The following is an 11,207-nucleotide window of genomic DNA, read 5'->3' on the forward strand; positions in this document are numbered from 1 at the left end:
GCAGAGGGCACCTTGGTCGGTAAACCGCAAACCAGCAAGCAGGCAGAAGTGCAGCGCATCATCGACGCGCTGTCCAGGGCCATTGCCCAGCATCGCCTGCGTCCCGGTACCCGTCTTGTCGAAGCCCAGATCGTTGATGCCCTGAAAGCCAACCGCAACCACGTTCAGGCGGCGCTGCAGCGCCTGGCTTTGCAACGTATCGTCACCATCGAGCCGAACCGCGGCGCGCTGGTGGCTCAGCCCAGTGCGGCTGAGGCGCGCGATGTGTTTGCGGCGCGTCGGGCGATTGAGCGCGGGATTGTCGAGAGCATCACTCCTGAGGCCATGCGTCGTCACCGTCAGCGCGTGAGCACCCATGTGCGTAATGAGCGCAAGGCGACCAACGCCACGGATCGACGCGAGATCGTCCGCGAGCTGAGCGAGTTTCACCTGATGCTTGGTGATATCTGCGGCAACCGGGTGCTCAGCGAGATCCTCGCCAACCTGATGGTGCGCAGTTCGCTCATCGTCGCGCTGTACCAGCGTAATGATGTGCCCTCCTGCGCTTCGGACGAGCACGAAGAGATTCTCGATGCCCTCAGCGAAGGGGACCGTGACCGTGCGGTGCGGGTGATGATCGAGCACCTGGACGAGCTGGAAAGCCAGCTCGACCTGGAGGACGACAGCGCGCCGGAAGTTGACCTACGCGAGGCGTTGAGCGGCCTCTGACGGCGCCACCCGCAGCAGCCTTGCAGGGCTGCGCTCAAATGTCTGCTGGCCTGCCTTAAAGCCCATCAAGGGTGCGCTCAGTTGTGCCACCACCGCCGCCGCCGACGGCGCATCAAACACCACAAAGTCCGCCCGGCAGCCGGGCGTCAGGCCGTAGTCGGGCAGGCACAGCAGGCGCGCCGAGGTGGCCGATACCCAGCCCAGACAATCCAGCAGCTCCTGTTCGGTCGCCAGCTGACTGACGTTGGCAAACAGGTTGGCCTGCCGAATCAGCGACGCATCGCCGTAGGGCGTGAAGGGGTTATCGATATTGTTGGTCGACAGCGAGCAGGTCACGCCCAGCGCGTGCAGTGAGGCCAAGGGCGCCAGCCCTCGCGGTTTGTTGTGAAACTGCTCGCGGCCGGTCAGGAACAGGTCGGTCGAGGGCAGGCAGGTGACCGCCACCCCGGCCTCGGCCAGCGTCGTTGCCATAGCCTCCAGCTCCTCGCGGGGCAGGGCCGACAGCTTGGTGGCGTGACCGACCGCAACGCGCCCCTGCCAGCCGTGCAGGTGAGTCTGCTCGATCACGCAGCCGAGGGTCATACCCTCTGGGTTGAGGTCAAAGTCGAGATGAAAGTCCAGATCGCAGTCGTAGCGCACCGCCAGCTCGAACAGGCGCTGAATCTGCCCTTGCGGGTCACTGTCGGTGTACGGGCAGCCGCCGAGCAGGTCGGCGCCGGACTCCAGCGCTTCGCAGAGCAGTGCCTCGGTGCCCGGATTGTTGAGCATGCCCTCCTGCGGGAATACGCAGATCTCCAGAGTGATCGCCCAGGCGTAGTCCGCTTGCAGGCGCTGCACCGCGCGCAGCCCGGTCAGTCCGATCTGCGGGTCGATCTCGACATGGGTGCGCATGTGCGTGGTGCCCTGCACGATGGCCTGTTCCAGCACCCTGGCGCCGCGTCGATAAACGTCGTCCTCGGTAAAGCCTGCCTTGGCCTGACGAGTCTGCTCGACGGCCTCGGCCAGGGTACCGTGCTGCAGACAGCAGCGGCCCATGATGCAGGCCTTGTCCAGATGGATGTGGGTTTCGATCAGCCCCGGCAGCACCAGCAAGCCGCCCAGATCGTGTTGGCTGACGGGCTGCTGGCCGCCGAACCGGCTGACAAAATAACCGTCTTCAATCCGCAGTTCGTGCAGGCCGTGCTGACCCGGCAGGCGCAGGTTGCGCAGGTGCAGACAGCTCATGCGACCGCTCCTTCACCCAGGTAGGCGGCTTCCAGCTCGCGGTCTCCACGCAGCGCCTCGGCACTGCCGGATTTGACGATGCGGCCGGTCTCCAGCACGTAGGCGCGGTCGGCGACCTGCAGGGCGAGGTTGGCCATCTGGTCGACCAGCAGCAGGGTCACGCCTTCATCGCGCAGCGCTGCAAGGGCGTCGTACAACTCGCCGATCATCGCCGGCGACAGGCCCAGCGACGGCTCGTCGAGCAGCAGAATGCGGGGCTTGGCCATCAGGCCACGGCCAACGGCAACCATTTGCTGCTCGCCGCCGGAGAGCAGGCCGGTCGGGCTGTCGATACGGTCGCGCAGACGCGGGAAGCGCTGCAGGATGGCTTCGATTTCGGCCTCGACATCGACCTTGTCGGTGCGCGCAAAGGCGCCCAGCATCAGGTTGTCGCGTACCGTCAGCTGCGGAAACATCTGTCGCCCTTCCGGCACCAGTGCCAGCCCGCGGGCGGCGATGCTGGCAGCGTCGCTGTGATGAATGCTTTCGTTGTCCAGCAGGATGCTGCCGGAGGTCGCCGGGTGCAGCCCGGCCAGGCACTGCAGAATGCTCGACTTGCCTGCGCCGTTGGCGCCGAGAATCGCAATCAGCTCGCCGGGGTTGACCACCAGGTTGACCTTGTCGACCACCGGAGCGGCGCCGTAATCGAGTACCAGATCCTTGATGAACAGGCGGGCATCGCGTGAGCCGTTCCACGGCTCGGCGCGCGGTGGCGCCTGGTATTCGGTGCCACCGAGATAGGCGGCGATCACGTGGGGCAACTGGCGAACGTCGTCGGGCTCGCCCCAGGCAATCGGTTTGCCGGCGTCCAGCACCAGCAACTGATCGGATACGCCCATGACCAGGGTCATGTCGTGTTCCACCAGCATCACCGCGATATTGAACCCCGCCAGCTCGCGGAACAGCGCAGCGAGCTGGTCGGTGTCGCTGCGGCTGAGACCGGCAGCCGGTTCATCCAGCAGCAGTACCGCCGGGCGTGAGGCCAGCGCCCTGGCAATCTCGACCAGACGGCGGTCGACGTGGGGCAGTTCATCGGCGGCGGTGTTGACCGAGCCCTGATAGCCGACCAGTGCCAGCAGTTGCAGAGCCATTCCCCGCTGCTCCGTGCTGGCGGCGGAGAGGATGCGACCAAGGCGGCCCTGCTGCATACCGGCCAGTACGTTCTCCAGCACCGACAGTTCGCCGAACAACTGGGTCGTCTGATAGGTGCGGGCAATGCCGGCTCGGGCAACTTTCCAGGCGGGCAGGCCGGCCAGGTCGCTGTTTAGCGTAATGCTGCCGCTGTCGGGCGCGTAAAAGCCGCTGATCATGTTCAGCGCGGTGGTCTTGCCGGCGCCGTTGGGGCCGATGATGCTGGTAATGCTGCCGGGGCGGGCGCTCAGGCTGACATTGGCCGCGGCCTGCACGCCGCCGAAGTTGATGCCGATGTCGTTGACCTCCAGCGCGGCGCTGTTGGCCGGGCGGGCGATAAATTCGCGGATGCGTGCCATGTCCGGTTCTGCTGGCGCCTGCAGGTTTTGCGGTCGCACCCACAGCCGGGCTGCTGTGCCGAGCAGCCCGCGCGGGGCAATCCACAGCACGCCCAGCAACAGGCCGGAGAACATCAGCAGGCGGTATTCGGCCATGTCCGAGAGCAGCTCCGGCAGCAGCACGATCAGCAGCGCGCCAAGCACCGGACCGAGCACCGAGCCGGCGCCGCCAACGATCACCGCCAGCACGAACAGAATCGACTGGGAGAAGGGGAACGAGGCCGGATTGATGAACATCATCAGTGGCGCAACCAGCGAACCGGCCAGACCGGTCAGCAGTGCCGACAGGCCAAAGGCCAGGGTTTTGGTCTGCACCGGGTTGAAGCCCAGTGAGCGGGCGGCGATGTCCGAGGCCTTGACCGCGCGCATGGCGGTGCCCCAGCCGCTGCTGCGCAGGCGCTGGTAGAACAGCAGCGAGCCGCCCATCAGCAGGCTGGCGAGCAACGCCATCAGCACCGCCGGGTCCATGTCACCCAGTTGCGGCATGGGGATGCCCATCAGACCGTTGGCGCCGCCGGTCAGGCCGCGCCACTCCACCAGTCCGTGATGCACCACCAGCGCAAAGGCGATGGTAATCATGGCCAGATAGGGCCCTTCGACCCGCAGCGCCGGGATCGCCAGCAGCGCACCGAGCGCACCGCTGACCAGCGCGGCGGCGATCATCGCCAGACCCAGCGGGCAACCGGCCATGGTCAGCAGGGCGCAGACGTAGGCGCCGATCGCATAGAACGCGATGTGACCGAAGGAAATCTGGCCACTCAGGCCGATCAGGATGTTCAGCCCGGCGCCGACCACCACGGTCAGGGCGAAGAAGCTGAACACCAGCAGGGAATAGCTGTCGAGGGTAAACGACAGCGCCACGCCGCCCAGGGTCAGTGCGGCGGTAGCCAGCAGGTTCGCCAGCGACATCTTGTTGATCATACTTTCACCAGTGTCTTGCTGCCGAACAGGCCGTCCGGACGTAGTGCCAGCGCCAGGATGACCAGCGCGAAGGTAAATATCTGGGTGAAGGCCGAGCCGAAGTAGATGGTGACAATGGCCTCAACCAGACCGAACAGCAGGCCGGCTGCGAACACGCCGCCAGCACTGGCGATACCGCCGAGGATGGCGACCGCAAAGGCCTTGAGGCCGAACAGCGTGCCCATCTCGGCGCTGACATTGAACAGCGGCGCGATCAGCATGCCGGCGATGGCGGCAAACACCGCCGAGACCGCGAAGGCAATGGCGACCACCCAATTGACGCGAATGCCCATCAGCATGGCTGCCCGCGGGTTTTGTACGCAGGCTTCCAGTACCTTTCCGAGGCGGGTGTAGCGGCGTATCAGCATCAGCGCCAGCGCGATGGCTGCGCCGATCAGTGGAATCATCAATTGCAGCGGGGACACTTGCGTACCGAGCAGGCTGAAAGCACTCTCGGTCAGCGAACTGGTGAACTGGCGCGGCTCCTTGCCGAAGGTAAACATCACCAGGTTGTCGACCAAGATCCCGGCGGCCACGGTCGCCATCAGCCAGGCGTCCGAGCCGCGCGAGCTGAAGGGCCGCACCAGAAAGCGTTCTACCGCCAGCCCATAGATGGCAGACAGCGTCAGCGTCGCCGGGATCGCCAGCCAGATCGGCCAGCCCCAGGTAATGCAGAAGCTGTAACCCAGCACGGCGCCGAGCATCATGGCGCTGCCCTGGGCAAAGTTGACCGTGCGCGACACCACGTAGGTAATGTGGAAACCGAGCGCCAGCAGGGCGTACATGCTGCCTAGGCCAATGCCGGTCAGCAGGGCGGCGGTAATCATGCGTTAACTCCTTATCGGCGACCCGCAGACGCGGATCGCCTTACTGCCAGATCAGGGTTTGACCGGAACGATGCTGCCGTCCACGAAGTGGGTGAACACATAGTCCTGCGGGCCCAGCGCGTCGTGCTGCTCCGGGGTGAAGGGCGTGCTGTAGTTCTTGATCAGGCCGGCGTAGCTGTCGATGGCATAGAAGCCGTCACGCACCGCGGTGCCGTCGGTGCTGCCGGCCTTCTCGATGGCGAGCGCGCTCAGGTGCATGGCGTCGTAGGCGTTGGCGATACCCACGGCCGGGGTAATGTCGGCCAGGCTCTGAATCTCCGGGTAGCGGGCTTTCAGGGCGCTCAGCACCTCATCGCCCTTGGCGCTGTTGTTTTCGGTGAACACATAGGTCTGGATAAAGTGCACACGGTCAGCGTTGGGGCCGGCCAGCTCGCTGAAACGGCCACCCGCCGGGCCCCAGTGGGAGACCACCGGCACGTCCCAACCCATGCGGTCGAGGGATTTCACTACCTGTGCGGAGGGACCGACGTTGCCCACCATCAGCAGGGTGTCGGCACCGGCATTCTTCAGACGGGTCAGCTGCGGGATGACGTCCAGGTCGCTGCCTTCGATGCGTTCAATACCGGCCCACGTCATGTCGCGCTGTTCCAGTGCGTGGCGGAAGCCCTTTTCGTTGGATTCACCCCAGGGGTTGTTGATCAGCAGCATGCCCGGCTTTTGCATGCCGTATTCATCGATGCCGTACTGCACCAGAGCTTCGTCGACGATTTCATCCATGGCGGAGACGCGGAACACATAATTGTCGCTGGCACCGTTCTGAGTGATTGATGTGCCCGCGGCCCAGGCACCCATAAAGGGCACTTTCATCTGATTGGCCAGCGGCACAATTGCCAGTGAGACAGGCGTGTCGAGGCCGCCAAACAGCACGGTCACCTTCTCGCGCTGGATCAGCTCGCGGGCGGCCAGCATGCCCTTGGCCGGGTTGCTTTCATCGTCGCGGCGGATCAGTTCGACCGGGCGACCAAGGATGCCGCCATCGGCGTTGATCTCGTCGATGGCAATGGTCAGGCCGCGGGTCAGCGCCTCACCGGATTTGGCCGACTGACCGGACAGCGCGGCCACCAGACCGATCTTGATCGGTTCAACCGCAAGTGCCGGGCTGCTCATCAGCAGGCCGAGGGTGGTGACAGCGACGGCCTGGGGCCAGAGTCGTCGGAAGGGTTTCAGTGCCTTGAACATGGTCTTCTCCTAGGATAGCTAGCATTCGCATGATATTTGCTAGCAAAATAGAGACCATGTTTCCAGGGCGCTGAAATAGCGGCTTTTTCTGGTTGATGCTCGTGAGTTTTGCACTTTATGGGTGCGCCTTGCACTGATTGCAGGCACCCGGTCATACCTTCTGTTGGAGAAAGAGAAATGGGTTTTGAGAATAAGGCAGTACAGATTGTTAGCGATTTTCTGGCGGCATCCATGGCGCCGGACCCGGTCTTGGCGGCAACCTTTATGGCCGATGATGTGCGCATCACCTTTACCGGCGGCCGGGCGATGCCCAGTGCCCATGAGATCACCGCGTTCAATGCCGGTCGCTACAACTGGGTCAAGAAGCAGCTGGGCCAGTTTGACTGGACCGAGCACGCCGACCACACCGTGGTTTATTCCAACGGCACCCTGTACGGCGAATGGCCGGATGGACGCACCTTCAGTGGCAACCGTTATCTCGACCGTTTCGAGGTGCGCGACGGCAAGATCACCCGCATGGACGTCTGGAATGACAGCGCCGAGTGGATTCTCAGCCCGGAAATTGCCCAGCCCTGAATGTTACTGGCGGCTGGCAAACTGGCTGGGCGTCATGCCGATCTGCGTGCGAAACGCAGCGATAAAAGCCGATGTCGAGTCGTAGCCGCAGGCCAGCGCAATGTCGGTGACCCGCTCGCCGCGTTCCAGCATGGGCAAGGCGCTGAGCAGACGCAAACGCTGGCGCCAGGCCCGGAAGCTCAGGCCGGTGTCGCGCTGGAACAGGCGGGTCAGGGTTTTCTCGGAACAGCCCAGTTGCCGACTCCAGTCGCCCAGCGTCAGGCCCTGCTCCGGGTTGTCGAACAGCGCCTGACACACCTGCTGCAAACGTGAGTCATCCGGCCAGGGCAGATACAGGCCGGTATTGCGGGCGGCGGTTAGCTGGTCGAGCAATACCGCGACCAGTCGCCCGTCGGTACCGCTCTCGTCGTACTCGACCGGAATGCGACCGAACTGGTTGATCAGTTCGCGGGTCAGCGGGTTGATCTCCAGCACCGCGCACTGCCCGGCCTGCCACGGCATGGCGTCGCGCTCGATGTAGAGGCTGCGCATCTCCGTGTCGGGCGAGCTGATGACCGCGTGGGGCAGATCGGGCGGCACCAGAATCGCCCGCTGCGGCGGGGCCAGAAAACGCCCGCTGTGGGTATGCACCGACAGCACGCCGGAAATGGCGTAGGACAGCTGTGCCCACGGGTGGCTATGCCAGAGCGTGGTGGTGCCGCGTTGCAGTGATTCGCTGCGAGCATACAGCGGCCGCGGCAGGGCGGGCAGATCGGGTACGGCACGGTGATTCAGGCGCTTTTGTCCGTTTGTCGACATTGTGCTATCCAATCGCGTTAGTCGGTCGTTGGTCCAGACAGTAAACTCCTCCCCTGCACGTCGCAACATTGATAACGAAAAACGAGACATTGCCATGGCACGCCCACGCTTTTTACCTGACAACATGACCCTCTGCCTGATTGCTGTCGTCATTGCCGCCAGCCTGTTTCCCGTGCACGGGCAGGCTGCTGTCGCCTTTGATGGCTTGACCAATGCCGCCATCGCACTGCTGTTCTTTATGCACGGTGCCAAGCTGTCGCGCGAGGCGATCATTGCCGGCATGACCCACTGGCGCCTGCATTTGCTGGTATTTGCCTGCACTTTCATCATGTTTCCGCTGCTAGGCGTATTGCTCAAACCGGCGCTGGTGCCGCTGGTAGGGGATGAGCTCTATCTGGGTATCCTGTTCCTCTGCGCCCTGCCGGCCACCGTGCAGTCGGCGATTGCCTTTACCTCGATTGCCCGCGGCAACGTCGCTGCGGCGGTCTGCAGCGCAGCGACTTCCAGTCTGCTGGGTATCTTTGTGACCCCGTTGCTGGTGCTGCTGCTGATGGGCGCGCAGGCCGGTGAGTCCAACACCCTGGATGCGATCGGCAAGATTGTGGTGCAACTGCTGCTGCCGTTTATTGCCGGCCAGATTGCCCGTCGCTGGATCGGCGACTGGGTTGCACGCAACAAGGGCTGGCTCAAGAGCGTGGATCAGGGCTCGATTCTGCTTGTGGTTTTCGGCGCGTTCAGCCATGCGGTGGTCGAGGGTATCTGGCAAACCGTGCCGCTTACGGAGCTGCTGGGGCTGGTGGTTGCCTGCTGTCTGTTGCTGGCGCTGGTACTGGGCCTGACCGCCTGGCTGGGTCGCCGTCTGGGCTTTAACGTCGAAGACCGCATCACCATTATCTTCGCCGGCTCCAAGAAGAGCCTCGCGACCGGTGTGCCGATGGCGCAGGTGCTGTTTGCCGGCGGCGCGCTGGGGACGCTGATCCTGCCGCTGATGCTGTTCCACCAGATTCAGCTGATGGTCTGCGCGGTGCTGGCCGAGCGTTACGGCCGGCGCGAAGAGACTGGCATCGAAGAGGTCGCCTGAGTACGAGGGTCAGCTCAGGCTGCCCTGCGGCAGATGATCGAGCGGCAGCGCCGTCTGCGACTTGACGGTCGAGATGGCGAAGTTGCTGCGGATGTCGCTGACCCCGGGCAGCTTGAGCAGGGTGCTGAACAGAAAGTCCTCGTAGGATGCCAGGTCCGGCAGTACCACCTGCAGCAGAAAGTCGGACTCGCCTGACACCACGTGGCAGGAAATCACCTCCGGCAGATCAATCACCGCGGGGCGAAAGGCATTGGCCGACGCGTCGTGGTGCCGCTCGACCTTGACCCCGACAAACACGGTCAGCCCCAGACCGCTTTTGCTTCGATCCAGCTCGGCGTGGTAACCGCGAATCACGCCAGCCTCTTCCAGCAGACGCACGCGGCGTAAACACGGCGAAGGAGACAGGCCGACTTCTTCGGCCAGTTGCACGTTGCTCAGTTTGGCATTGCGCTGCAGGGCGTCGAGGATGCGTCTGTCCAGGTTATCCAATTGCATTGGCATATTCTCAATTTATCGGGTTTTTCACTGGCAGTTTATGCCAATAAATCAAACTTTGGCGCACTAACTCGCAATGACCTGTATCGCCATTCGGCCCTACGATAGTTGTTGAGAGATGACACGGCCGGAGCGCGCCTGAGATGACGGAATTGTGGATGTTTGTGGGTGCCCTGGCGGTGGCCTATCTGGTGCCGGGGCCAGACATGCTGCTGTTGCTGCAGACGGCAGCGAGCCATTCGCGGCTGCAGAGCGCCGCAACCATTGCCGGCCTGGCGCTGGCTCGTGCGGCCCACGTCGCATTGGCCGGGCTGGGACTGGCGGCTCTGTTGCAGGCGGCACCCTGGGCCTTCAACACGGTACGGCTGTTTGGCGCCGGGTATCTGATCTGGCTAGGCATCTCGATCTGGAGGGCGTCATCGCTGGTGCCGGAGGACGCTTGCGCCAAGCGGTCGCGGACCGCGCTCGCGGCGTTCCGGCGCGGGCTGCTGACCAACATCAGCAACCCCAAGGCGCTGCTGTTCTGTTCGGTGTTGCTGCCACAGTTCATTCACCCGCAGACCGGTAGCGTCGCGCTGCAGTTCACGCTGCTGGGGCTGATCGTGCTGCTGGTCGGCGTGTGCTTTGACCTGCTTTATGTCTCCGGGGGCAGGCTGATGGGCGGCATGTTGCGCGAGCGGCCGCGCCTGCAACAGCTGCAGCGCTGGACATTTGGTGCGCTGCTGGTGGGTTTTGGTGCCCGGCTGATGTTCTAGGTGGTGGAATGCGGCGGCAGTTCCGGGCATCGCTGCGCGAGAATTCGGCATTGACCTGGTGTGCCTGGCTCGACATGCTCTGTCGACTACCCTTTGCTGTCTGGTTTCAGAACACAGGAAGACATCGCATGAGTGACAACAGCTATACACCACCCAAGGTCTGGACCTGGGATAGCGAGAACGGCGGCAAGTTCGCCAGCATCAACCGCCCGATTGCCGGACCGACCCACGAGAAGACGCTGCCGGTCGGCAAGCACCCGTTCCAGCTGTATTCGCTGGCCACGCCCAACGGCGTCAAGGCGACCATCATGTTCGAAGAGCTGCTGGCGCTGGGCCATGCGGATGCCGAATACGATGCCTGGCTGATTCGCATCAACGAAGGCGATCAGTTCGGCAGTGATTTTGTTGCCATCAACCCAAACTCGAAGATTCCGGCCTTGCTGGATCACGGCACCAACCCGCCGACCCGGGTATTCGAGTCCGGCTCCATCCTGCTGTATCTGGCCGAAAAGTTTGGCGCGCTGCTGCCAACGGATCACGGCAAGCGCACCGAAGCGATGAACTGGCTGTTCTGGCAGATGGGCTCGGCGCCATATCTGGGCGGCGGCTTCGGCCATTTCTACGCCTACGCGCCCGAGAAGTTCGAATACCCGATCAATCGCTTCGCCATGGAAGTGAAACGCCAGCTGGACGTGCTCAATCGCCATCTGGCCGACAACCGTTACATGGCGGGCGACGAATACAGCATCGCCGACATCGCGATTTATCCCTGGTACGGCGTGCTGGTTGAAGGCGCTCTGTACGACGCTGCCGAATTCCTCTCGGTGCACGAGTACGAACATGTGCGCCGCTGGGCGGCCGAGATCGCCGCGCGGCCTGCCGTGCAGCGTGGTCGACGGGTCAACCGCGTGTGGGGCGACGAAGCCCTGCAGGTGGCCGAACGGCACGACGCCAGCGATATCAGCGACGTCTGATC

Annotated in this window: 11 protein-coding genes; 5 read left to right on the forward strand and 6 right to left on the reverse strand. The window is 63.6% G+C overall.

Annotated features, from left to right (window positions below; genetic code table 11):
* Window positions 1-12 precede the first annotated feature (12 nt).
* Window positions 13-708 (forward strand): GntR family transcriptional regulator, encoded by a 696-nt coding sequence (locus tag O5O48_RS07550; RefSeq protein WP_233048431.1) that lies wholly within the window; start codon window positions 13-15, stop codon window positions 706-708.
* Here O5O48_RS07550 and O5O48_RS07555 read toward each other — a convergent pair.
* The 4 genes from O5O48_RS07555 to O5O48_RS07575 are packed head-to-tail and all read right to left on the reverse strand — an operon-like array spanning window position 682 to window position 6,526.
* A complete protein-coding gene (locus tag O5O48_RS07555) occupies window positions 682-1,932 on the reverse strand; it encodes an amidohydrolase family protein (RefSeq protein WP_269688545.1) in 1,251 nt (416 codons plus the stop codon). The genes O5O48_RS07550 and O5O48_RS07555 overlap by 27 nt on opposite strands.
* A complete protein-coding gene (locus O5O48_RS17750) occupies window positions 1,929-4,421 on the reverse strand; it encodes a branched-chain amino acid ABC transporter ATP-binding protein/permease (protein ID WP_434006956.1) in 2,493 nt (830 codons plus the stop codon). Before O5O48_RS17750 ends, O5O48_RS07555 begins: the two co-directional genes overlap by 4 nt.
* Window positions 4,418-5,287 carry a branched-chain amino acid ABC transporter permease gene (locus O5O48_RS07570; protein WP_269688546.1) on the reverse strand — a complete coding sequence of 290 codons (870 nt, stop codon included), beginning with the start codon at window positions 5,285-5,287 and terminating at the stop codon, window positions 4,418-4,420. Before O5O48_RS07570 ends, O5O48_RS17750 begins: the two co-directional genes overlap by 4 nt.
* Window positions 5,288-5,338: 51 nt before the next feature.
* Window positions 5,339-6,526 carry an ABC transporter substrate-binding protein gene (locus O5O48_RS07575; protein WP_233048428.1) on the reverse strand — a complete coding sequence of 396 codons (1,188 nt, stop codon included), beginning with the start codon at window positions 6,524-6,526 and terminating at the stop codon, window positions 5,339-5,341.
* Between the two features lie 177 nt (window positions 6,527-6,703).
* On the opposite strand from O5O48_RS07575, the gene O5O48_RS07580 reads away from it, so the two are divergent.
* Window positions 6,704-7,102, forward strand: a complete 399-nt coding sequence (locus tag O5O48_RS07580) for a nuclear transport factor 2 family protein (protein ID WP_065335883.1) — start codon at window positions 6,704-6,706, stop codon at window positions 7,100-7,102.
* A 3-nt stretch (window positions 7,103-7,105) separates the two neighbouring features.
* On the opposite strand, the gene O5O48_RS07585 is transcribed toward O5O48_RS07580, so the two are convergent.
* Window positions 7,106-7,900 (reverse strand): AraC family transcriptional regulator, encoded by a 795-nt coding sequence (locus tag O5O48_RS07585; RefSeq protein ID WP_233048427.1) that lies wholly within the window; start codon window positions 7,898-7,900, stop codon window positions 7,106-7,108.
* A gap of 94 nt (window positions 7,901-7,994) precedes the next feature.
* Here O5O48_RS07585 and O5O48_RS07590 point away from each other — a divergent pair, with 94 nt between their 5' ends.
* Window positions 7,995-8,981, forward strand: coding sequence for a bile acid:sodium symporter family protein (locus tag O5O48_RS07590; RefSeq protein WP_233048426.1), 987 nt, complete (start codon window positions 7,995-7,997; stop codon window positions 8,979-8,981).
* Between the two features lie 9 nt (window positions 8,982-8,990).
* On the opposite strand, the gene O5O48_RS07595 is transcribed toward O5O48_RS07590, so the two are convergent.
* A complete protein-coding gene (locus tag O5O48_RS07595) occupies window positions 8,991-9,476 on the reverse strand; it encodes an Lrp/AsnC family transcriptional regulator (RefSeq protein ID WP_269688547.1) in 486 nt (161 codons plus the stop codon).
* Between the two features lie 143 nt (window positions 9,477-9,619).
* Here O5O48_RS07595 and O5O48_RS07600 point away from each other — a divergent pair, with 143 nt between their 5' ends.
* Together O5O48_RS07600 and yghU are read left to right on the forward strand one after the other, a co-directional pair.
* Entirely contained in the window at window positions 9,620-10,231 is a 612-nt protein-coding gene (locus O5O48_RS07600; protein WP_269688548.1) for a LysE family translocator, read from the forward strand.
* A gap of 128 nt (window positions 10,232-10,359) precedes the next feature.
* Window positions 10,360-11,205, forward strand: coding sequence for a glutathione-dependent disulfide-bond oxidoreductase (gene yghU, locus O5O48_RS07605; RefSeq protein ID WP_269688549.1), 846 nt, complete (start codon window positions 10,360-10,362; stop codon window positions 11,203-11,205).
* Window positions 11,206-11,207: the final 2 nt, after the last annotated feature.

It is taken from the genome of Halopseudomonas sp. MFKK-1, assembly GCF_027474385.1.
Classification (GTDB): domain Bacteria; phylum Pseudomonadota; class Gammaproteobacteria; order Pseudomonadales; family Pseudomonadaceae; genus Halopseudomonas; species Halopseudomonas aestusnigri.

Coding starts and splice junctions, on each gene's coding strand:
- O5O48_RS07585 (WP_233048427.1), bottom strand. CDS start 7,900: ATGTCGACAAACGGACAAAAGCGCCTGAATCACCGTGCCGTACCCGAT.
- O5O48_RS07580 (WP_065335883.1), top strand. CDS start 6,704: ATGGGTTTTGAGAATAAGGCAGTACAGATTGTTAGCGATTTTCTGGCG.
- O5O48_RS07575 (WP_233048428.1), bottom strand. CDS start 6,526: ATGTTCAAGGCACTGAAACCCTTCCGACGACTCTGGCCCCAGGCCGTC.
- yghU (WP_269688549.1), top strand. CDS start 10,360: ATGAGTGACAACAGCTATACACCACCCAAGGTCTGGACCTGGGATAGC.
- O5O48_RS17750 (WP_434006956.1), bottom strand. CDS start 4,421: ATGATCAACAAGATGTCGCTGGCGAACCTGCTGGCTACCGCCGCACTG.
- O5O48_RS07595 (WP_269688547.1), bottom strand. CDS start 9,476: ATGCAATTGGATAACCTGGACAGACGCATCCTCGACGCCCTGCAGCGC.
- O5O48_RS07570 (WP_269688546.1), bottom strand. CDS start 5,287: ATGATTACCGCCGCCCTGCTGACCGGCATTGGCCTAGGCAGCATGTAC.
- O5O48_RS07600 (WP_269688548.1), top strand. CDS start 9,620: ATGACGGAATTGTGGATGTTTGTGGGTGCCCTGGCGGTGGCCTATCTG.
- O5O48_RS07555 (WP_269688545.1), bottom strand. CDS start 1,932: ATGAGCTGTCTGCACCTGCGCAACCTGCGCCTGCCGGGTCAGCACGGC.
- O5O48_RS07590 (WP_233048426.1), top strand. CDS start 7,995: ATGGCACGCCCACGCTTTTTACCTGACAACATGACCCTCTGCCTGATT.